This is a genomic window from Parabacteroides sp. PFB2-10 (genome assembly GCF_029893085.1).
In the GTDB taxonomy this organism is placed as follows: domain Bacteria; phylum Bacteroidota; class Bacteroidia; order Bacteroidales; family Tannerellaceae; genus QVMG01.
The window spans coordinates 114,147-135,745 of sequence record NZ_JARXWI010000003.1 but is presented as its reverse complement, the minus strand read 5'-3'; the positions used below and the strand labels follow the sequence as shown (position 1 = coordinate 135,745).

The 21,599-nt window shown below is 46.3% G+C and carries 17 protein-coding genes; 8 read left to right on the top strand and 9 right to left on the bottom strand.

The features are described from left to right. The first annotated feature begins 804 nt into the window (after positions 1–804). Both M2137_RS03840 and M2137_RS03835 read left to right on the top strand, forming a co-directional pair. Positions 805–1,989, top strand: a complete 1,185-nt coding sequence (locus M2137_RS03840; protein ID WP_280765139.1) for a hypothetical protein — start codon at positions 805–807, stop codon at positions 1,987–1,989. 5 nt (positions 1,990–1,994) lie between these two features. Beyond that, entirely contained in the window at positions 1,995–3,128 is a 1,134-nt protein-coding gene (locus tag M2137_RS03835) for a hypothetical protein (protein WP_280765138.1), read from the top strand. A gap of 4 nt (positions 3,129–3,132) precedes the next feature. Here the strand turns inward: M2137_RS03835 and M2137_RS03830 are convergent, their stop codons facing one another. The 5 genes from M2137_RS03830 to rpsO all read right to left on the bottom strand — a co-directional run bounded on the left by M2137_RS03830 (position 3,133) and on the right by rpsO (position 8,152). Then, entirely contained in the window at positions 3,133–4,596 is a 1,464-nt protein-coding gene (locus M2137_RS03830) for a hypothetical protein (protein WP_280765137.1), read from the bottom strand. Between the two features lie 10 nt (positions 4,597–4,606). Continuing rightward, positions 4,607–5,344 carry a glycosyltransferase family 2 protein gene (locus tag M2137_RS03825; protein ID WP_280765136.1) on the bottom strand — a complete coding sequence of 246 codons (738 nt, stop codon included), beginning with the start codon at positions 5,342–5,344 and terminating at the stop codon, positions 4,607–4,609. 103 nt (positions 5,345–5,447) lie between these two features. Next, positions 5,448–7,106 carry an AMP-binding protein gene (locus tag M2137_RS03820; protein ID WP_280765264.1) on the bottom strand — a complete coding sequence of 553 codons (1,659 nt, stop codon included), beginning with the start codon at positions 7,104–7,106 and terminating at the stop codon, positions 5,448–5,450. A gap of 13 nt (positions 7,107–7,119) precedes the next feature. Further along, positions 7,120–7,704: an XRE family transcriptional regulator gene (locus M2137_RS03815; RefSeq protein ID WP_280765135.1), complete on the bottom strand. Its 585-nt coding sequence runs from the start codon at positions 7,702–7,704 to the stop codon at positions 7,120–7,122. Between the two features lie 178 nt (positions 7,705–7,882). Beyond that, entirely contained in the window at positions 7,883–8,152 is a 270-nt protein-coding gene (rpsO, locus tag M2137_RS03810) for a 30S ribosomal protein S15 (RefSeq protein WP_280765134.1), read from the bottom strand. A 651-nt stretch (positions 8,153–8,803) separates the two neighbouring features. Here rpsO and M2137_RS03805 point away from each other — a divergent pair. Genes M2137_RS03805 through M2137_RS03780 form a run of 6 tightly spaced genes read left to right on the top strand, consistent with a single transcriptional unit; the run spans position 8,804 to position 15,044 of the window. Further along, complete coding sequence (locus M2137_RS03805; protein ID WP_280765133.1) at positions 8,804–9,364, top strand: L-threonylcarbamoyladenylate synthase; 561 nt, start codon at positions 8,804–8,806, stop codon at positions 9,362–9,364. A gap of 4 nt (positions 9,365–9,368) precedes the next feature. Beyond that, positions 9,369–10,769: a sugar transferase gene (locus tag M2137_RS03800; protein ID WP_280765132.1), complete on the top strand. Its 1,401-nt coding sequence runs from the start codon at positions 9,369–9,371 to the stop codon at positions 10,767–10,769. A gap of 2 nt (positions 10,770–10,771) precedes the next feature. Next, complete coding sequence (locus tag M2137_RS03795) at positions 10,772–12,556, top strand: chloride channel protein (protein ID WP_280765131.1); 1,785 nt, start codon at positions 10,772–10,774, stop codon at positions 12,554–12,556. 2 nt (positions 12,557–12,558) lie between these two features. After that, entirely contained in the window at positions 12,559–13,533 is a 975-nt protein-coding gene (gene fmt / locus M2137_RS03790) for a methionyl-tRNA formyltransferase (RefSeq protein ID WP_280765263.1), read from the top strand. Next, the gene (locus M2137_RS03785; RefSeq protein ID WP_280765130.1) at positions 13,533–13,910 is read left to right on the top strand and encodes a YbaN family protein; all 378 of its coding nucleotides are present in this window, start codon (positions 13,533–13,535) and stop codon (positions 13,908–13,910) included. Before fmt ends, M2137_RS03785 begins: the two co-directional genes overlap by 1 nt. Positions 13,911–13,970: 60 nt before the next feature. Continuing rightward, on the top strand, positions 13,971–15,044 hold the full coding sequence (locus M2137_RS03780) for a hypothetical protein (RefSeq protein WP_280765129.1): 1,074 nt from the start codon (positions 13,971–13,973) through the stop codon (positions 15,042–15,044). Here M2137_RS03780 and M2137_RS03775 read toward each other — a convergent pair. From M2137_RS03775 to hypD, 4 genes are all read right to left on the bottom strand, one after another. Then, complete coding sequence (locus M2137_RS03775) at positions 15,041–16,312, bottom strand: DEAD/DEAH box helicase (protein ID WP_280765128.1); 1,272 nt, start codon at positions 16,310–16,312, stop codon at positions 15,041–15,043. The genes M2137_RS03780 and M2137_RS03775 overlap by 4 nt on opposite strands. Before the next feature lie 186 nt (positions 16,313–16,498). Then, positions 16,499–18,040, bottom strand: coding sequence for a PQQ-binding-like beta-propeller repeat protein (locus tag M2137_RS03770; protein WP_280765127.1), 1,542 nt, complete (start codon positions 18,038–18,040; stop codon positions 16,499–16,501). A 47-nt stretch (positions 18,041–18,087) separates the two neighbouring features. Continuing rightward, positions 18,088–18,999, bottom strand: a complete 912-nt coding sequence (locus tag M2137_RS03765; protein ID WP_280765126.1) for a glycyl-radical enzyme activating protein — start codon at positions 18,997–18,999, stop codon at positions 18,088–18,090. Further along, positions 18,999–21,383, bottom strand: coding sequence for a trans-4-hydroxy-L-proline dehydratase (hypD, locus tag M2137_RS03760; protein ID WP_280765125.1), 2,385 nt, complete (start codon positions 21,381–21,383; stop codon positions 18,999–19,001). Before hypD ends, M2137_RS03765 begins: the two co-directional genes overlap by 1 nt. Positions 21,384–21,599: the final 216 nt, after the last annotated feature.

The following is a 21,599-nucleotide window of genomic DNA, read 5'->3' as shown; positions in this document are numbered from 1 at the left end:
CTGGGTTTCAGAACGTTTGACAATTGTCAACGCATTAATTGACAATTGTCAATCAATTAAACGATAATTATCAAACAATTGATCGACAATTGTCAAACATTCTGAAATCCAGCAATTTTATAAACATTCTCACGAATTTTTTGACCCTGAGAAAAAAACTCATGCGGGTGAGAATAAAAGACACACACTGAATATCCCACAAGATTTCAGGGTGACCAAAATCGATGCAAGAACAATGACTTTTACTAAAGGGATTTCTCGATGAAATAATAATCACGTTTTTTTGTCATATACTTTGAAAACTCTTAGGTGAAACATTTACTTCACGTCTTTGGCTATGCGATTGTATATTTTGATGTGTCATATTGTAAAATAAAATGGGCGTTTTACTATCAATTTGAGTACAGAAGGGAGTGGATTTGATTATATAGGACAAAAGATAGGCATTTTTCGAAGGTGCTAATAGAAATTTCAGTGAGTGGAATGAGTTATTAGAACCGTGGTTATTATAATAGAAAAAAGAAAGGGGTTAAAAAATAAAACCCTGCTTGGGGGAAGCAAGGTTTTACTAATCATGATATATTAAAATGAGGGGTTGTGTTACTGGAAATGGTATTCGTACTTCTCAGTCGTTTTTTTCCAGTTTCAAATGCAAATGTATGATTTATTGCCGTTGTGTAATGTCCAAATCGTAAAAAGATTGACTCCAAATCGTGATAATTGCTTTTTTCAATCCGTAAATTTTGACAATTTGTTATATTTACCACCAAATAATACGATTTGGATATTTCTTCATTCATAGTAGTGTCATCTATATGGTTGGTAGTGATCTGCTCGCTTGCCTGTTCAATCTATATGCTGTTGTTGCTTATGGAGCGATATGCTCCATACGAGCGCAGGATGCAAAGAGGGGCGTTGGTCTATTTCCTGTTTTTTACTGGCATTTGTCTTTCCCGGTTGTTTTACAAATGGTATCCGGAATTGTTTGTTTATTTCGCGCCTTTGTTCTATCTCTGTCATACCGGCTCGGGTGTTGCTTTCTATTATATTGTTTTTACTTTGACCTCCTCTCGGGATGAGAAACGTTTTCCGCTTATCCACTACCTGTTGCCATCTCTGATTCCACTCGTCCTGGGCGTATGGATGTTGTTTGTGCCTTTCGACGTGCCGTTAGGTATCGTGAAAGGCTTCCGTGTGCTTAACCAGGAATGGCTCTTCTTTTCGAGGGTGTTTGCCTCCTTTATTCCGGCGCAGGTCGTATTCACCGGCGTCTATCTCTCACTATCCATTGGAAAATTGCGTCACTACCGGAAATTATTGCCGGAAAAGAAAAGAAAAGAGATCCGTTATAGGATGCGGTCGATATATGCGATTATTACCATTCTCTTTGTTGGGTGGTTGCATCCGTTGATAATATTGTTTACTTCTCTCGAAAATGCCTTTTCCGCCCATGGGGTGATCGTACCGATAGCATTATCCATTCCTTTCGTCGAAATCATCTTAGTCAATAACATCCAACGGCATAATTACCCACGGCTTGAGATAAAACCGGCTTCCAAGCCTGACTATCATCCTTTCAAGGAGGTCTCCGTGCTGGAACCGAAAGAAAAAGTAACGGTTTCTCTTGCAGTGAATAAAACCAGCCTGAAACTGCTGTCACGCAAAGACTTCGATAACTACTTCCGGCAGGAGAAACCCTACTTGAATACCGAACTGAAGCTCACCACCCTGGCAGAGGAGCTGGGCGTCGGTCGCGAAGAGCTGTCGCGATTTATTAACCGCACATACGGGATGCACTTCAATCATTTCGTGGGGCGCTGGCGGCTCCGTGAAATGGAGAAGCTACGCAACTCAGCTAAAAACAAGGAGGCAACGATCAAATCCTTATTGCCACAAGCTGGGTTTGCCAGTTACAATAGCTATATGCGGGCACGACAGGAGGCAGAGCGAAAGAATAACGAAAGAGAAAAACCGCTACATCAAGACTAAACGATATGCAAACAGTAACAGTTGAAGATCTTATAACCATGCTGACCCCGATGTTTTCCGGCATCGTATGTATCGTATTGCTATTATTGGATTCGCCCGTCTGGAGCCAACTGAAAGGTTCTGGGATAAGAGACACACTCCTGACCTATTATCTATTGATCGTGTTCAACTGGGGGGTGATGGTTGTCTATGCCTTTTATCCGAACCGGTTTACCGACCTCTTCGCCTGGGTGGCTTTTACGATGTTGCTGGTGCCTGTTGTTCTCTATCGTTTTATTTTCATACTTACCCGCACTGATAGTAACGAACGCTTTTCCAAGCTTCACTATGTGCTTCCGGTGATTGTATTGGGCATTAATCTGGCTTGGCTGTTTCTGGCACCGGAAGATGCTTCCGGTCGGGTGTCGATCGAGAATATGCACACCACCCCCGGTTATGAGGGATTTTATATATTGGCATCTCTTTTATTGGTGTTTCGATTGTTGTTTGGTATCGGTTATACCCTCTTGGGTATACGGCGCTATCGATTATACCGACGGTTGATTATCAACTATTCCTCCGACCTCTACCTGAGTTCGCTCTATTGGTTGCGCCTGTTTCTCATTTTGTCGGTTTGTTTTGTGATCATCCCCCTGCTTATCATGTCGGCACCGCTGAAAGAGCTGTTGGGAACCTATCAATTGATTCTGGTGGCTCTTATTTTGTTCGTACAGCACATCATACTCTGCTTCAATGTAATCCGGGGGAATTATGTATTTGTCACCGACCAACAAAGGCTATGCGACGCAGCTATCCCGGCGGCCGACAAAGAAAAACAGTTGAAACAGGAGACCTTCTCCCGGTATATCGAACAGCAGAAGCCTTATCTCGATCCCCATCTCACCATTGTGGATATGGCGGATGCACTTCATACCAACCGTAGTTATCTGTCGGCATTTATCAATAATACCTACAAAATGAACTTCTCACAGTTTGTCAATGAGTGTCGCCTGCAGGAGCTCGACCGGATTATCGCCAATCCGCACTGCCTTGAAAATACTAATATAGAAAAGATTACCTCCGCCGGCTTTGGCAGCTACCAGTCGTACCACCGTGCCCACCGCATGCACGAAGAACGCAAGCGATTGAAACTTTCGTGAAAGACTATGATTCTTGCTTACGCGGCTTCCATTTTTCCAAAAACGGAAGTGCAACATACACCATAAAAAAGAGAGAAGGGACATAGATAGGCAAGGCATAACGCCAGGTGGTATTTGGACTTGCCAGGGCAGATACACCTATATAAATCAGTATAAACAAGAGAAGCAGAAAGGCTAATCGCCAAGAATGATCGTTCCAGGATGCCTTGCGTGTGGTTGAGATAAAACAAACCACGGAAAGAGTAAATAGAATCCAGTAGATATAATTAAAAATATGCCGAACAGGGTTGAAGCGGGTGAAATAGTCGGGCGTATGTACGAATGTATCCATCTGAATGCCATAATACTCCCGATACATCTCTTCGTTTTTAAACTCAATATGTTCTTCCACTATTTCCTTGAATTGGAAAAAGCTTAAAAAAGAGGGAATCACAAATTTGTGCAAGAAAGAAAATGGATATTTGAATATAATTTTTTTAGCATAGTCCGAGTAAACATCTCCTACCTGAACCCATGCCATCCCATAATTGATAGTATTAATGTGCATATAGTAAGCATTGAATATCTTTAAAGGGGAATCATTATTCCACATGAGGTCGGTAGTCAATGCCGATTGAGTCGTAAAAAGTGAGTCAGGCACCTGCTTGAAATAGTCATGTAATAGTTTTTCTTTCTGTGTATCGAAAGTAGAAGAGGGTAGATGTTTGGTCTCCGGGATAAGAACAGAGGCATTATTCATTAATTGCCAACCGCTAAAAGCGGAAGTAATATTGACAGACGTATTCTTTTTATAGTTTTTGCGCGCTGCGTCTTGCATAAAAAAGAAAAGGACAAGCGGCAAACACATCAACCCGATTTGCATGAGTTTGTTTTGCTTCTGGTAAGAGATAAAAATAGCGCACATGGAGACAGGCACATAAAACATCCCGGAATACCGTAAATTGTACAGTATATATAAGGTAAATAAATGTATCAGAATAAAAATGAAGTTCCGGCTATATATCAACCAAATAGCCGTGGCTAAGAATAACATCGTGAGTGAATTAAACAAACAATCACTCATCAGGTAATTGGTACTGAACAGAATCGTGGGCGATAAGAATACAAAAAGGCAAAGCACATAGAAGATATATCGATTGCGTAGTCCGATCAGGTATTTGAATGAATAGAGGAAGAATAAAGAGGCAACCATATGAATGATATAGGTCACAACAAACAAGGCGGAAATGCTGCCGCTTAGTGCATGAACAAGCTGCAGGTAGTGTGAATAACCCATGGGACGATATGGCGTAAACATATCCTTGTAAGCAGAAAAGACATAGGTTGCCGAATCAGGATATAGAAAGGGGAAAGGATATAACTGATAATAGACAATGCCTAAAATAGACAAAAGAATAGAGAGTATGATCAACTCTCTTTTCTGTTCTTTCTCTCTCAAATAGGAAATGAATTGCGGAAAATTTTTCATGCATTCTTATTTAATTGACAAACCTGTATTTCAAGAGCACCCATATCGCTTCCAGTCCATCTGTCCAGCGAATCTTTTTCCCTTCATGGATTGTGCGGGGATAATAACGAATAGGCACCTCTTTTATCTTATATCCTCGTTTGGAAACTTTAGCTGTTACTTCAGGGCAAAACTCAAATCCGGTACATTTCAACGGAATAGACTTCAATAAGTGTGTATGAAAGGCTTTATAACAGGTCGGTTCATCTGTCAACCGTTGCCAGAAAAGAATATTTGTCACAAAAGTAACCAATCGTCCTCCCCAGAAAAACGTTTGGGAAGAATGCCTGTTTTCCTTTAAAAGAAAGCGCGACCCATAGATGACCGGCTCTTCACCTGTAATCAGTTGCTCTAAAATAACATTATAATCTTCCGGATCATATTCCAGATCCGCATCCTGTATAATGGCATAATCACCGGTAATATGGTTGATCCCTGTGCGAATAGCCATTCCTTTCCCCTGGTTTTTCTGATGGCTAAGATATGTAATGAGTAGATCCGGATGCTCTTCCATAAATGCTTTGATCAGATTTTCTGTATTATCTTTCGACCCGTCGTTGACAATAACAATCTCCTTCGCAATATCATCTATCAAATTCACACGGCACACTTTCTCCAACAAAGGGAGAATGGTCTCTGACTCATTATAGGAGGGAATGATAATCGATAAGAGACGGGGTGTTTTCTTTTCAGGGATAGATGTTGCCATACATTTATGTTTGATGAACAAAAATAAGAAAAGCTTGCACAAAAAAAGGCAAAATAGCAGAAACTTCTGCTATTTTGCCCTATAAATAAGTGTTTTTGCTAAATCAGATCACCTCTACCCCCTTCTCCTTCAGGAGTTGCAGGCCGATGTCTTTTAGTTTGAATTTCTGAATCTTACCGCTACCGGTCAGGGGGAATCCTTCGATGAAGAAGATGTATTTCGGGATCTTATGACGGGCAATCTTGCCACGGCAGAAGTCTTTTACCTCCTCTTCCGTCACAGAGGCTCCCTCTTTCAGGATGATAAACGCGCCCACCTCTTCGCCGTATTTCTCAGAAGGAATACCGGCTACCTGTATGTCCTGCACGCCTTCCAGGTGATAGAGGAACTCTTCGATCTCGCGGGGATAAATGTTTTCTCCCCCACGGATAATCATATCCTTGATACGCCCTGTGATGCGGAAGTAGCCCTCTTCGTCTTTGACACCCAGGTCACCGGAATGCAACCAGCCCTCTTTGTCGATGGCTTCGGCCGTAGCTTCCGGGTTTTTATAATAACCTTTCATCACTAAGTAGCCTCGGCAACACACTTCGCCCTGCACACCTGTCGGACATTCTTCGCCTGTCTCGGGATCGAATATCTTCACTTCCGTAAACGGATACTCTTTGCCGACCGTCGTACAACGGGCTTCAAACGAATCTTCCACCACAGAATGGGTCATGCCCGGCGAGGTTTCCGTCAGTCCGTAGACACTGGTGATATAGGTAACGTGCATTTTCTCCGTCACCGCGCGCATCAGTTCGATCGGACAAAGCGAACCCGCCATAATGCCGGTGCGCAGGGAGGTCAGATCGAACATATCGAACATCGGATGATTCAGTTCGGCAATAAACATGGTGGGCACCCCATACAGGGCCGTACACCGTTCTTTGTGCACAGAAGCCAATACGGTCAACGGATCGAACTTCTCGACCATCACCTGCGTAGCACCATGGGTCAACACATTCATCGAAGCAAGCGTAATGCCGAAGCAGTGGAAAAGCGGCACACAGCAGCAGAGCTTATCCTCGGCCGTAAAGTGCATACCTTCGCCGGTAAAGAAACCATTGTTGGCAATATTATGGTGTGTCAGCATCACCCCTTTCGGAAAACCGGTCGTTCCGGAGGTATATTGCATATTTACCACATCCTGGCAGGACACTTTCGCTTTGGCCTCCTCCAGGGTTTGGTCGCTGATATTTTGTCCGAGCAACAGTATCTCGGGCGTATTATACATCCCGCGATACTTCTCCTGCCCGATATAAACCACGTTTTTCATCTGCGGGAAGCGTTCGCTCTTCAGGTATCCGCGCTGCGATTCCTTGAGTTCCGGAAGCATCTCGTATGTCATGTCGACATAATTACCGTCGAACACCCCTTCCGTAATACATAAGGTATGAATATCGGCATCTTCAACCAAATACTCCACTTCGCTCTGTTTGTAATTGGTATTCACCGTCACCAACACCGCGCCTATCTTGGCCCCGGCATAGACAAAGGTCAACCAGTCGGGCACGTTAGTAGCCCAGATGCCGACATGTGTGCCATGTGTCACCCCGATCGCCATCAGCCCTTTGGCCATATCGTCCACACGCTGATTGAACTGACGCCAGGTAAACCGCAGATTCCTGTCGGAATAGACCAGATATTCCTTATCCGGCGTAACGGTTGCCCAATGTTCCAGCCAGTCTCCTAATGTTCTTTCCTGCAATTGATATTCCATCATGTCCGGGCGATTAATAAGGCGTATAGACAACACCCAGGATGCGGGCAGTTTCGTTTGTCGCGGCATGTACGTGGTGGGCAATGATCGAGTCGTAATAGATGCTATCGCCTGCCTCCAGGATATAGGTGTTTTTTCCGTAATTGATCTCGATAATGCCGTCGAGCACATAGATAAATTCCTCCCCTTCATGCGTAGAGAGAATGAAATCGACCCCCTCTTCGCGCGGTTCGACCTCGATCAGGAACGGTTCCATGTGGCGTCCCGACTTGTCTTGCGACAGGGAATGATAGACCATATGCTTGCGTCCGTCGGATTCATCGTTGGTGAAATTGATGCTATTGTGTTCGGTCGTCCCTTTTTTGCGGCTGACCACCGGACCCAGTTCGGCCTGATCGTCCAGAAAGGTACCCAGACGAACACCCAGTACGCGGGCGATTTTGATGAGTGGAGCGAGTGAGGGGAAATCTACATTCCCTTCAATCCGTTCGATTTGTTCTTTGTTTAAGCCGGAGCGTTCGGCCACTTCCTCTATACTAAGTTGCTTCGATTCACGGAGGCTCTTGATCTTCTCACCGATAATCTTATTATTCCCCATACTGATAAATTCCTCTTTTTTTTCTTGTTTGAATTATGATTTGTTATAAAACAGCGCAAAATTACATTAATATTTCATATTTTAAAGAGTTTGTCGATGTAAATTCCCACAAATCCACAAAAAAAGAGGCTACTCCAACCGGAATAACCTCTTTTTATACTTTTGTGTAAAGTGTTTCTTACTTTCTCAGTCCGAGTTCTTTTACGATAGCACGGTAACGAGTGATGTCTACTTTGATTAGATAATCCAACAGACGACGACGTTTACCTACCAACATTTTCAGGGAACGAGCTGTGTTGTAGTCTTTGCGATTCTTCTTCAGATGTTCTGTCAGATGCGCGATACGGAAAGAAAACAACGCGATTTGGCTTTCAGGAGAACCGGTATCTACCGTACCCTTGCCATACTTTTCAAATAATTCTTGTTTTTTAGCTGAATCTAAATACATGATTCTTCAATACTTTAATAAATTAATACTATGTTATTTAAGCGGGTGCAAATATAGGGATTAATATTGTATCGACAAGGTTATTCTATTATTTTTTTGTTTCTTTGGTAAAAATAGGTGACTACTCAGCCCCTTCCCTCTATCCTTTCTGTCATCCATTCTAAAAGCTCCTGTTTCCTTTTTGTTTGATGGATGGCAGGGGTGCCTCCGAAAGAGCTACCCACCCGTTGAAAGTCAAAAAGAAAGTCAGCGGGATGTACAAATTCAAAGAGGGGAAGATGTCTTTCATCAACTTTATAGCCGAAAATATTTTGACATAAACTAAAAACGCATAAGGCAATCTGTTGGCGACCATGCTCAGCCAATTGGCTCAGCATGGTCGGCCAACAAATTCTCCCGATAAAATGACGCTGACAGAAATAACAATTTTGTCAGAACACAGCAAATTCCGTAGATAAGTAAGGACGACCGAGGGAAGGGAGGTGTAGTTGCCATATATGACAGAAAAACTCTATTCTTCAGATGGGTCTTTTTGTTATGGGGAGCGAAGGTTGCTTGTCGTAAAAACAGGGTGTTTATAGCTACCCTTTATAAGCGGTTTATTTTTTATACTGCCGAATGATTGCTACATTTGCGCAAATATTGTGTGGTATGACAGAGGACATAAAAAAGGCTTGCGAAGTGATGCAGGCGGGTGGGTTAATTCTTTATCCGACAGATACAATCTGGGGGATCGGGTGTGATGCAACAAACGATGAAGCCGTACAAAAAGTGTATGAATTGAAACGTCGTATGGATCAAAAGGCCATGCTGGTGTTGCTTGACAATCCGGTGAAGCTGGAAACCTACGTGACGGAAGTGCCCGATGTGGCCTGGCAATTGATCGATGTGGCAGATAAACCACTGACTATCATCTATTCGAATGCCCGCAACCTCTCACCTAAATTGCTGGCAGAAGATGGCAGTCTGGGTATTCGCATTACCGGGGAGGAGTTCTCGCGCCGCCTCTGTGAGCGTTTCCGCAAACCGTTGGTGTCGACCTCTGCCAATGTAAGTGGAGAAAAATCGCCGGCTAACTTCTCGGAAATATCAGAAATTATTAAAAATGGCGTTGATTATATAGTGGGCTACCGACAGGATGACCTGCGACAGGCTCAGCCTTCCAATATTATTAAATTGGGAGCTGGCGGAGAGGTAAAGATTATCAGATAAAACGATGAACAAAAAAAGACAGTTGCGTAAATACCTAATTGCAGATTTTGTGGCCGCCTCGATCACCTGGCTGTTGTTCAATCTGTTGCGTTATTACGAAGTTGCTGCTTTCCTCGGATTCACGTCGCTGGACTCCTACTTGTTGTCGTTTCAGGTGTTGAAAGGACAGGTGTTGGTGCCGCTATTTTGGATCGTATTATATTATTTCTCCGGTTACTACAATAAGCCATTAGGCAAATCCCGTTTGACGGAGTTCTTTTCTACCTTTATTGGGGTGGGGATTGGAGTGATCTTTGTCTTTTTCGTGATTGTACTGAACGACCTGCCCCGTTCTTTCGAAATCTATTATGAATTGTTTTTCACCCTGTTGGGCTTGCAGTTTGTATTAACCTATATTCCTCGTTTATGTATCACGCAACAGGCGTTGAACAGGGTGAAACGAAGAGAAGGTAGTTTATATGTCTTGATTATTGGCTCCGGTAAAAAAGCACAGCGAACAGGAGAGGCGCTCTTTCGGTTGGGCTATACCATTACCGGCTATGTGACGGAGAACGAAAAAGAGTCTTCTGTTGTAACGTCCGGAGCTCTCCTGGGTGGTTTGGATCAATTGTCCGACATATTGGCGAATAACAGGGCAGACGAGTTGGTCGTTGCGTTGGAAACGGAAGATGTCGAGGCGCAGTTGCCGATTATCTATTCCTTATATAAATATAAACGTCCGATAAAGATATTGGCAGACAATAGCAATATGCTTGCCAAGGTGAACATCAAGACCATTCATGGCATTCCGTTGGTGGATCTGACCGATAATAACTTCTCGGAAGCGGAAAAGAATATCAAGCTTTTTATGGATAAGGTGATCTCGCTCCTGGCGATCGTTTTGCTTTCTCCGGCTCTTCTTTATATCGCTTACCGGGTAAAGAGAGATTCCAAAGGACCGGTTTTCTTCCGACAGGAGCGGATCGGGTATATGGGGAAGCCGTTTATGATCTATAAGTTCCGGACGATGTTTGTGGGGGCGGAGGAGAACGGCCCGCTGCTTTCGGCAGAGAACGACCCGCGCATTACGCCGTTCGGGCAAACGATGCGTAAGTATCGCTTAGATGAATTGCCCCAGTTCTGGAATGTATTGAAAGGAGATATGTCGCTGGTAGGGCCGCGTCCGGAGCGACGCTATTATATTGATCAGATCGTGAAGCGGGCACCCTATTATTATCTATTGCATAATGTGCGTCCGGGCATCACTTCGCTGGGCATGGTGAAATATGGGTATGCCGTTGATGTGGATCAGATGATCGAGCGTTTGCAATATGATATACTCTATTACGAAAATATGTCGTTGGTATTAGATATGACAATCTTGATTTATACGGTTAAAACAGTTATTACAGGCAAAGGTATTTGACAATGGAACAAAAAGGATGGTTTAGTAGGTTTATATTATGGCGGGAGAATCATATAAAGGAGAAGCATTTTATCCTTATCCTGAGTTTTATTGTGGGGTTACTGACTGCCGCCGCAGCTATCACCCTCAAGAACCTGATTCATTGGATACAGCATCTTTTATTAGGAAACTTCGACCTGGATGGGGGTAGCTTATTGTATCTGCTTTATCCGGTGGTTGGTATTCTGTTGGCGGGTTTGTTTGTGAAGTATGTTGTTCGTGACGACATCAGTCACGGGGTAACCAAGATATTGTATGCCATTTCGCAACGCAAAAGCCGGATCAAACCGCATAACGTCTGGTCGTCGCTGGTGGCCAGTTCGGTGACTATCGGTTTCGGAGGATCGGTAGGGGCGGAGGCGCCTATTGTGTTGACCGGCGCGGCGATCGGTTCCAACCTGGGACGTCTTTTCAAAATGGAGCAAAAGACGCTGATGCTGTTGGTGGGATGCGGCGCGGCAGGTGCCATTGCCGGGATCTTTAAAGCGCCGATTGCCGGATTGGTATTCGTGATCGAGGTATTATTGCTCGATCTGACGATGACCTCTATCATGCCGCTACTGATCACCTCGGTTACGGCAGCGACTGTTTCTTATATCTTTACGGGAACAGAGGCTATGTTTAAGTTCTCTCAGACGGAGGTGTTCGAGATGGCGCGTATCCCGTATGTGCTTTTGTTGGGTGTATTCTGCGGATTGGTATCCCTCTATTTCACCCGGGTGATGAATAAGATTGAAGGGTTCTATCGCCGTCTTGGCAACTACTGGAAGAAGTTTATTATTGCGGGAGTTATGCTGAGTGTCTTGATCTATCTGCTTCCGCCATTATACGGTGAAGGCTATGATACGATAGGCTCCCTGTTGAACGGACAGTTCTCGAATATCATGGAGCGAAGCCTGTTCTATCGGTGGGACGGGAATTATTGGGGCATTCTGGTCTTTCTTGCCTTTATCCTACTGACGAAAGTGTTTGCTTCGAGCGCGACAAACGCGGGAGGCGGTTGTGGAGGGATATTCGCGCCCAGTCTTTTCCTTGGTTGTATTGCCGGTTTTGTATTTGCGCATACGTCAAATTATTTTGATTTCACGACCTATCTCTCAGAGAAGAATTTTGCTTTGTTGGGTATGGCGGGCGTGATGTCTGCCGTGATGCATGCGCCGTTGACCGGTGTCTTCCTGATTGCCGAATTGACCGGAGGATACGATCTCTTCCTTCCGCTAATGATTGTCTCTATCGGTTCCTACCTGACCATCCTAATGTTCGAACCGCATAGTATCTATTCCATGCGTCTGGCGCAGAAAGGAGAATTGCTTACCCACCATAAGGACAAGGCGGTGCTTACGCTTTTGAACCGCGATGAGGTGATCGAGAAGGATTTTCAGCCGGTACATCCGGAGATGTCGTTGGGCGAAGTGGTGAAGGTGATTGCCAAAAGTAGCCGTAATGTCTTCCCGGTGATCGATCATAAAGGGGTATTCTTAGGCATGGTGCTGTTAGATAATATACGCAACATCATGTTCCGCCCGGAACTCTACAGCCGCTTCCATGTGGAGAAATTTATGGTTTCTCCACCGGCCAAGATCGTGATCAATATGCCGATGGAGCAGATCATGAAGATATTCGACGACACCAAGGCATGGAACCTGCCGGTGGTAGATGAAAAAGGGCATTATGTAGGCTTTATGTCTAAATCGAAGATATTTAACTCCTACCGGGAGGTCTTAGTGGATAACTTTTCAGAAGATTGATGATGAAGAAAGATAATTTACGTATTGTGTATATGGGTACGCCGGAGTTTGCCGTGGAAAGTCTGCGTGCCTTGGTGGAAGGAGGCTATAACGTTGTGGGCGTTGTGACCATGCCTGACAAGCCTATCGGACGTCATGGTAGCGTTTTGCAGTCGAGTGCGGTCAAACAATATGCGGAAACGGTAGGCCTGCCGGTACTTCAGCCGGAGAAATTGAAGGATGAAGCCTTCCTTTCCGATCTACGCGCCTTGCAAGCCGACCTGCAGATCGTAGTTGCTTTCCGGATGCTTCCCGAAGTAGTGTGGAATATGCCGCGCTTTGGCACGTTCAACCTGCATGGCTCGCTGTTGCCTCAATACCGGGGCGCCGCGCCGATCAACTGGGCGATTATCAACGGAGAGACGGAAACGGGTGTGACGACCTTCTTTCTTATGCATGAGATTGATACGGGAAAGATTATTAAACAGGCGAAAACCCCTATTCAGGACAGCGATAATGTGGGTGATATCCATGACAAACTGATGGTATTAGGCGCCGAATTGGTCGTTGAAACCGTTGATTTGTTATTGAATGACGCCATCGACGCCATTCCGCAGGAGGCATTTTATACTGATCCCGCCACGCTTCGTTCGGCTCCCAAACTGGATAAAGAGGTGTGCCGCATCGATTGGAACCAACCACTCAAACGAATATATGATTTTATCCGCGGCCTTTCTCCCTATCCGGCGGCCTGGACCGAATTGATTCCGGCGGAAGGAAAGCCACAGGTACTGAAGATATACGAAACGGAAAAGATCGTGAAAGAGCATGCCGACGAGCTGGGAACCATCCTTTCCGATGGGAAGAGTTATATCGATGTGGCCGTTTCCGGTGGCTATCTCAGGCTGTTATCCTTGCAACTGGCCGGGAAAAAACGTATGAATGCCCGCGATTTCCTGAATGGTTTCAAGCAAATCAATAATTGTAGACTGATCTGATGAATCCGGTCAGGCGCTCTGTATATATTGCTTTAGGCACCCTCTTCCTCGGATTGGGCACCCTGGGTATTTTCCTTCCGGTACTTCCTACCACGCCTTTCTGGCTGCTTACCTGCTGGTTCTATATCCGCAGTTCCGAAAAACTCTACCGCCGGGTGATGGCAAACCGTTATTTTGGCACGTATGTCAAGGCCTATATGGAGGACAAATCTATTCCTTTGCGGGGAAAGGTGGTTTCTCTTACAGTGATGTGGGTATCGATGATTTGCACGGCCTATTTCTTTGTCCCTCTTCTCTGGGTGCGCATCCTGTTAATCCTCATTGCCATTGGAGTCACCATCCACATACTTTCCTTCCCAACCCGAAAAAGAGAGTAGGAATTTCAATAAATGAACGTTTTTATCGTTTTATTTGTATCGGTTTAAAATAGGATATACATGAGACGAGCTTTTACCCTGCTTTTATTGCTTACTGTTTTGCTTTATGCCCGTGAAGGCTATAACACCTGGCGTTCGACCTGGGAGGTAGAGCCTGCTATGAGTGGTTTTTTGTCGGATATAGTCAGCGAAGTGAAGCCGATCCCCCTGCAACATGCTCATGGAAAGGCGATCGACTCTGCCCGGCAGGTGCGGCAGGATAGAGGAAATCTATTCTTTATCAGCGAGCAGGTGCTTTATCGCTACACCAATCAGGGTGAGTTTGTCTGTGCGATTACCGATCCTGGCCAGATGGATCCCCGCATGTATGTGGTCGATCCGCTGCGTGAGGAATTGATTGTCTTTGGCAACTACGATGAGGTTCACTACTATGACTACAACGGACAGTTATTAGATAAACAGAATTTAGGTGACAACGAACAGCCCTATCGCCGGATCCTTTCGGTGAATTGGTATCAGAACCATTTGTTGTCGATCGAAGAAAACAGCTATACCAACCCCGATACCGGCGAAGTGTATGTGCAAAAAGAGGTGGTCACCTACGATCGCAATCTGCAAAGGGTAGATGCAAGAACGCTTTGTGCTTTGGATCTGGGGCGTCCGAGTTATTTATTAGATCTGATCGAGCCGCAATTGTGTGTCGATCCCGACACCGGCCGGTTGGTGGTCTATAGTCCGTCGATGGATCCCGGTTATTTGCCGGCTGACACGACCTATCTGGAACGCAACTGGCGTACGGAGTTGATGGTGGCTTCGGCTGGTGGAACTGTGCCGGTTGTGCCTGTCCGCCGGGCGGGACGCTTCTGGCTCTCTTCACTCTACGATGTCTGCGACGAAGAAGACCAGGCCGGTTATTCCTTCTGTTATGATCTTGCGCGGAGTGAATACACAACGGTGGAGGGAGGACTTCAGGATAATTTCTATGGTACAGGGCGTGTTCATCTGGAGCCTATGGACGTTTCCCACCATTCATTCTATTTCTCGCAATCGGGCGAGGCGGTAAAAAAACTATTCCCGGAAGGAACGCCTGCCGGGAACACGGTTGTTTTTATCGTACAAATGAAAGAGGCTTAAGCTTTTGGTTGATCTCTACGGGCGTTTTTCGGGCGGCTAAATCCTTTTCGTCCGCCGCCTCCTGTTCCTTTGCCTGACGAGGGGCGCTTGCCGCGGCGTTGAATATATTTTTCCGGTTCATACAAAGGCGCTTCGCCCAAAGAGGGGTCAACCGGTATTTTGTAGATGTCTTTCTCCAGAAACTTTTCGATACGTTTGAAGGCTGCCTGCTCTTCTATGGCCACAAAGGTGATGGCCAGCCCTTTTCCGTCGGTACCGCGTGCCGTACGCCCGATGCGATGTACATAATCTTCCGGGTCGTGTGGGATATCATAGTTGATAACCAGTGTGATATCGTTTATGTCGATCCCGCGCGAAACCACGTCGGTGGCTACCAGGATATCGATACGTCCGTTCTTAAATTCCCGCATAACCTCTTCGCGCTGCGACTGTTCCAGGTCGGAATGCATGGCGGCGATATTGAATTTCATGCGTTTCAGAATAGCAGCCAACTCCTTTACCTTTATTTTCGAGGAAGAGAAAATGATAACACGTTGCGGTCGGCTTTCCGAAAATAGCTTCTCAACGATCTTGATTTTCTGCGGTTCGTAGCAAATATAGGCTGTTTGCATAATAGATTCAGGAGGACGGGAGATCGCAATCTTTACCTCTTCCGGGTCTTTCAGGATCGTTTTGGCCAATGTCCTGATCTTGGGAGGCATGGTGGCTGAAAACATAATCACCTGGCAGGAAGGAGGCAACTGCTTATAGATGTGCATGATATCGTCGTAGAATCCCATATCCAGCATCCGGTCGGCTTCGTCCAAGATGAAAAAAGAGGTTTGCGAGAGGTCGACCGTGCCCAGTTTTAGATGCGAAAGTAGGCGTCCCGGCGTCGCGATGACAATATCCGCTCCCATTTCCATGCCCCGTTTTTGTTGCTCCCATGCAATGCCATCGGTGCCACCATAGACCGCTACCGCAGAGACAGGAATGAAATAGGAAAAGCCTGCGATCTGTTGGTCGATCTGTTGCGCCAGCTCGCGGGTAGGCGCCATAATGACCGCGTTCACCGCATGGTCGGGGTATCCGCCTTTGCTGAGTTCATTGATCACCGGCAATACATACGCTGCCGTTTTTCCTGTTCCCGTTTGGGCGCAGGCAATCAAATCTTTCCCTTCTAAAATAAGTGGTATTGTTAATTCCTGGACCGGAGTTGTTTCTGCAAAATTCATTGCGTCGAGACCATCCAGGATCTCGTCCTCCAGCATCAATTCGTCAAATCTCATACGGTATATAGCCTAATTTCCTACAAAGATAGTGTCAAAGAAACGATTTTATGTCATTTAAGCGAACAAAAATGTAAATTCCATCTTTAGGAGAGTTTCCTCCTCTTTCGGTTTATGCAAATTGTTTTACGCCTTCAGGAGGCGAAGTGTAGAGATTTGCTTGCCGAGAAACAATAGAGATGGTTTTTATTCCGCAATAAAAGCATACACATTCCCTCCGAAATCGACGGCAAAAAGCGCATTGCCGGAAACGGCTACGGAACCAAAGAGTGGCGCTCCCGCAGTATGCTTCCATACTACCTCGCCATTTTCTTCATTCACTCCGTACAGGCAACCGTCGGAGGCGCCGAAGTAGATCGTATGTCCGGAGAGAACAGGACTGCTCTCTACGGTGGATGAAGGATCGCCTACATGGGAGGTATGTATAAGGGCCGGGTCGGTTATTACTTTCCACGCTACTTCAAGCGTTTCCCGGTCGATCGCGATCAGTCCTTCGGTGGCTGAGCCAAACACAATCAATTTGTCGGTCATCAGTGGGGCAGAGAGGGTGTTTAGGTTGAAAGGATATTCCTTGCGTACAATGACATTACCCGTCTCCGGTTGGATAATAAATAAAGAATGGCCGGAAAGGAGATATAACAATTCTTTGTGTAACGCCGGCGTAGAGCCTCGATCGGCCACTTCCTGCCGGTCGATGCGCCATCTCAACTCACCGGTTTCTGCATCATTGCCATAAAGCCCCTGTGATTGGGAGGAACTGACCAATATTCCTTTCCCGAGCGTAAGGGTAGAGTAGGAGCCTTCGCCCTGCTCCCAGGCATTGTTTTCCCAGATGACATCTCCCGACCGGGCATCTAAGGCGCAAAGCCCTTTACCACTGCCGGCATAGACAATCCCATTCGCGGCAACCAATCCTTCGACCAAAGCAGTTGAACCGTTCACATGCAGCTGCCTTCCCCAACTCAGGCTGCCGTCGCTTGCTTTGATAGCTATAATGCTTCCCTGGGTGGTTTGTGCATAGATATTCCCACTCTCAGCTACAATGGTATTCCTGATCGCATTTTCAACCTGGTATTTCCATTGTAAATTGCCTGTCTGGCTGTCTAAGGCGTATATATATCCTTTTCCTTTCAGCTCTTTATCTGTAGAGGCTATAAATACTTTATGTTGATAAACAATAGGTGAAACCATAAATATATTAGCTCCGATATGGCTTGTCCAAGCCATCTTCAGGGGCGGGGTGAGGTTGGTTTCGTTTATTCCCGCGTGACCGGCATCGCCTCGCAGGTTTGTCCATTCATTATCTAAGCGGACGAGTGGTTTTCGGTTGCTGTAGGTGAACCGCATCTCTTTTTCTATCTTTTCACCGTTTTTATAGGTGGCTTTCACCCGGATGGTGATGGTTTTGCCATACGGACGGTTGGTCAGGTATAATATATCGCTCCAACTCCAGTCGCTTTTTTGCGTTAACTTTTTGTTGTTGACCAGCCGTTTGCCGTCGACGAGGCAGCTATAGCTTACCTCTTTGGTCGGAGAGGAAGTGTGGTAGGTATTGACAACCACAGGAACGGCTCCGGACATCGTCACCGGAAATCCCTGGTTATCAGGTGAAGCGATCACCAAATGTTTCGTTAACGCGGGATAACGTAGTTCGGTTGATTTGTTTTCCTGCCCATACAACAGGCAGCACACCACTAAAAAACACCATGCGACACATATTCTTTTCATTACCCAACAGACTTTGATTCGGGTCTCAAAGGTAAAAACTTATTTGGTTATCCCCCAATATGAACCGCGATCCCGTGTTTTTCGAATAGCTCCCGGCAGCGTGCCAGCTTCTCTTCCGAAGGAGCTTGCATATTGATATTCGTTGGATTGTAGGTGCTTCCGCGTTTGTCGTGCTTGCTGCGGCCGATGTCGTGGTAGGGTAGGAGGTCGACATATTGCGGCTTTCGATTGAGGGTGGCCAGAAAAGCGGCTGTCTCTTCTATGTTTTCCTTGTCGGCATTCACTCCTTCTATCAGCGGAATGCGTATGATGTATTTGGCTTTCGAAGAGGCCAATAGACGGATATTCTGCAGGATCCGTTCGTTGGACGTTCCGCAGAAATACTGATGCTTGGAGGAATCCATTTGTTTCAGGTCGACCAAAAACAGGTCGGTCTCCGGAATGGCCTCTTGCAGTATATCGGGTTTTACGAAGAGTGTCGTGTCGATTGTGCGGTGAATCCCCCGTTTTCCGCATCTTCTTAGTAACTCCAATAGCGCTTTCGGTTGCATAAAGGGTTCGCCTCCGCTGAAGGTAACACCTCCTTCCGATCGATCCATCACCAATGTCTCTTTCTCAATCTCCTGCATCAACCGGTCGATGGTGTACTCTTCTCCGGACAGCTGCATCGCCAGCGAGGGACAGTGGTCGGCACAGATACCGCAAACGGTGCATTTGGCCGGATCGGTCAGTATGCCTTCAGAGGTAAAGGTCAAGGCGTTCTCCGGGCATTTTTCCACACAGAGTTGGCAACCCAGACACTTCTTCCGGGTGTACAGTTTCTCTTTTCGGGGGGAGATCCCCTCCGGGTTATGACACCAAAGACAGGAGAGCGGGCATCCTTTGAAAAAGAGTGTAATTCGGATGCCCGGCCCGTCATTTATAGCGTAGCGCTTAATATCGAAAATAGTAGCTGTCATCAAAGCTCTTCCTGTTCGGTCCGCATGATCACATCTGCCTGCAGGTCTGCATTCATATCGTTGAAGTAGTCGCTGTAACCGGCCACGCGTACCAATAGATCGCGATACTCTTCCGGACGTTTCTGCGCGTCGAGCAGCGTTTTGGTGTCAACAATATTGAATTGGATATGATGTCCTCCCAATGCGAAGTAGCTTCGGATGAGAGAGGCTAATTTATTGATATCTTCCTCTTTCTTCAACAGGCTGGGCAGGAAGCGTTGATTGAGTAGCGTTCCACCGCTTTTTGCCTGATCGAGCTTGCCCAGCGACTGAATCACCGCCGAAGGCCCATTGCGGTCTGCTCCGTGCGAAGGCGATGTGCCGTCGGAGATGGCTCTGTGGGCCATGCGTCCGTTTGGCGTAGCATTCATCACCTTGCCGAAATAGACATGGCAAGTGGTCGAAAGCATATTCAAATGGAAACATTCCCCTTTGGTGTTGGGGCGTCCTTCGATCGCGTCATAGAGGTCGTTATACACCTGCACCGCAATCTCATCGGCATACGGATCGTTGTTGCCAAAGAACGGCGTGCGGTTGAGGATCGTCTGACGCATCGGTTCCATATCTTCAAAATTGCTATCGATCGCATACAACATCTCTTGCATGGAGAATCGCTTGTCTTCGAAAATATGCTTCTTGATGCTGCTCAGGCTGTCGGTAATCGTGCCTAGTCCGGTGCATTGGATATAGGTCGTATTGTAGCGTGCTCCGGCATTGTAGTAGTCTTTCCCTTTGGCAATGCAATCGTCGATGAAAAGCGAGAGGAAAGGAGCCGGGGCATATTTGGCAAACATCCGGTCGATATAATTGCTAACACGGACTTTCATGTCCACAAAATAGTTGAGCTGCAATAGGAATGCCGCGTATAGTTCGTCATAACTACGGAATGAGGTCGGATCGCCGGTCTCTATACCCAGCTTTTCGCCGGAGACGGGATCTACGCCGTTATGAAGCGTTACCTCTAATATTTTGGGTACATTCAGGTAGCCGGTCAATACGTATGCCTCTTTTCCGAAGGCGCCTACCTCGATACATCCGCTGCATCCTCCCTCACGGGCATCTTCCAGGGTTTTCCCCTGTCGTACGAGCTCCTGTACATAGACATCGGGATTGAACACCGAAGGGTAACCATGTCCTTTCCGTATCACGTTGCAACCGGCCTTCAGGAACCGATCGGGCGTACGCGCGCTGATGTGGATAGAGCTACCCGGTTGCAGGATATGCAGTTCTTCCACCACTTCGAGCATAATATAGGAAACCTCGCTGACCCCATCGCGGCCGTCGGCACGGATGCCTCCGATGTTGAGGTTGGTGAAGTCGTTGTATGTGCCACTTTCTTTGGCGGTGATACCTACCTTGGGCGGAGCCGTATGGTTATTCACCTTGACAAAGAAGCACGACATCAGTTCTTTGGCTTCATCGCGGGTCAGGGAACCTTCGGCCACCTCTTTTTCGTAGAAAGGCGCCAGGTGCTGATCGAAATGCCCCGGGTTCATGGCATCCCATCCGTTCAGTTCCGTAATGGTGCCCAGGTGTACAAACCAATACATCTGGATAGCTTCCCAATAGGTGCGGGGCGCATGAGCCGGAACCCAGCGACATACTTCCGCTATTTTCCGTAATTCGGCAGCCCGCTGAGGATTCTTCTCCTCAGTAGCCATCTGTTCAGCCAGGTCGGCATGCCGCTCGGCAAAGATAATTGCCGCATCACAGGAGATTGACATAGCGGTCAACTCCTCCTGACGGTCGGTAGCCTCCGGATCATTTTGGAAATCAAGTCTTTTCAGTTCGCCAGCAATGCGTTCCTTCAGGTCGAGCAGGCCATATTGGTACACCTTCTTATCCAATGAAGTGTGTCCCGGTGCCCGTTGTTCCATAAACTCCGTGAACATACCGTTCTCGTAAGCCTTGCGCCATTCTTCCGGCACATGGTTGAAGATGCGTTCCCGTTGGGTACGTCCTTTCCAGTAAGGAATCACTTCACGGGCATAGGTGTCGATATCCTCCTGACTGATGGTGTACCGTTGCAGTTCACGGCTGTTGAGGATTTGCAGATCTTCCACACTGTGACAGGTGAGCTCCGGGAAAGTAGGTACCGCTTTAGGAGCCGGTCCCCGCTCTCCAACAATCAGTTCGTCGTCACCAATGTAGATCGTTTTTTGTTTACAGATTTCGAGAAAGTTTAGCGCGCGTAAGACAGGGATGGGGTATTTGCCCTCGTTTTCTTTGTAAAAACGTGTTTCTATAAGAGCTCTTTCAATCGAAAGAGACGGTTGTGTTTCGAATGTTTGTTTGCGTAATCGGCTGATACGTTCATTCATACCGGCCATTTCAGACGTATGCATGGTAACTTAAAATAAAAGAATGAATAATAGAAAATGATATAAGCCCCGCAGTTAAAATGGGGCAAAGGAGAGGAAACCTGATTAGAGATAAAACATCAGGCAGTTAAAAAGTTTTCTATATCCTTTTATCAGCATAAAGATGCATATTGTTAGTCTTTGCAAACATAAACACTTTCACGGAATAGACAAGCGTTTTTATTGTTTTTTATGTTTAGT

Excerpts from the sequence above, each read along its gene's own strand:
- M2137_RS03835 (WP_280765138.1), top strand. The coding sequence starts at position 1,995 with ATGCAAACAGTAACAGTTGAAGATCTTATAACCATGCTGACCCCGATG.
- M2137_RS03830 (WP_280765137.1), bottom strand. The coding sequence starts at position 4,596 with ATGAAAAATTTTCCGCAATTCATTTCCTATTTGAGAGAGAAAGAACAG.
- M2137_RS03825 (WP_280765136.1), bottom strand. The coding sequence starts at position 5,344 with ATGGCAACATCTATCCCTGAAAAGAAAACACCCCGTCTCTTATCGATT.
- M2137_RS03820 (WP_280765264.1), bottom strand. The coding sequence starts at position 7,106 with ATGGAATATCAATTGCAGGAAAGAACATTAGGAGACTGGCTGGAACAT.
- M2137_RS03815 (WP_280765135.1), bottom strand. The coding sequence starts at position 7,704 with ATGGGGAATAATAAGATTATCGGTGAGAAGATCAAGAGCCTCCGTGAA.
- rpsO (WP_280765134.1), bottom strand. The coding sequence starts at position 8,152 with ATGTATTTAGATTCAGCTAAAAAACAAGAATTATTTGAAAAGTATGGC.
- M2137_RS03805 (WP_280765133.1), top strand. The coding sequence starts at position 8,804 with ATGACAGAGGACATAAAAAAGGCTTGCGAAGTGATGCAGGCGGGTGGG.
- M2137_RS03800 (WP_280765132.1), top strand. The coding sequence starts at position 9,369 with ATGAACAAAAAAAGACAGTTGCGTAAATACCTAATTGCAGATTTTGTG.
- M2137_RS03795 (WP_280765131.1), top strand. The coding sequence starts at position 10,772 with ATGGAACAAAAAGGATGGTTTAGTAGGTTTATATTATGGCGGGAGAAT.
- fmt (WP_280765263.1), top strand. The coding sequence starts at position 12,559 with ATGAAGAAAGATAATTTACGTATTGTGTATATGGGTACGCCGGAGTTT.
- M2137_RS03785 (WP_280765130.1), top strand. The coding sequence starts at position 13,533 with ATGAATCCGGTCAGGCGCTCTGTATATATTGCTTTAGGCACCCTCTTC.
- M2137_RS03780 (WP_280765129.1), top strand. The coding sequence starts at position 13,971 with ATGAGACGAGCTTTTACCCTGCTTTTATTGCTTACTGTTTTGCTTTAT.
- M2137_RS03775 (WP_280765128.1), bottom strand. The coding sequence starts at position 16,312 with ATGAGATTTGACGAATTGATGCTGGAGGACGAGATCCTGGATGGTCTC.
- M2137_RS03770 (WP_280765127.1), bottom strand. The coding sequence starts at position 18,040 with ATGAAAAGAATATGTGTCGCATGGTGTTTTTTAGTGGTGTGCTGCCTG.
- M2137_RS03765 (WP_280765126.1), bottom strand. The coding sequence starts at position 18,999 with ATGACAGCTACTATTTTCGATATTAAGCGCTACGCTATAAATGACGGG.
- hypD (WP_280765125.1), bottom strand. The coding sequence starts at position 21,383 with ATGCATACGTCTGAAATGGCCGGTATGAATGAACGTATCAGCCGATTA.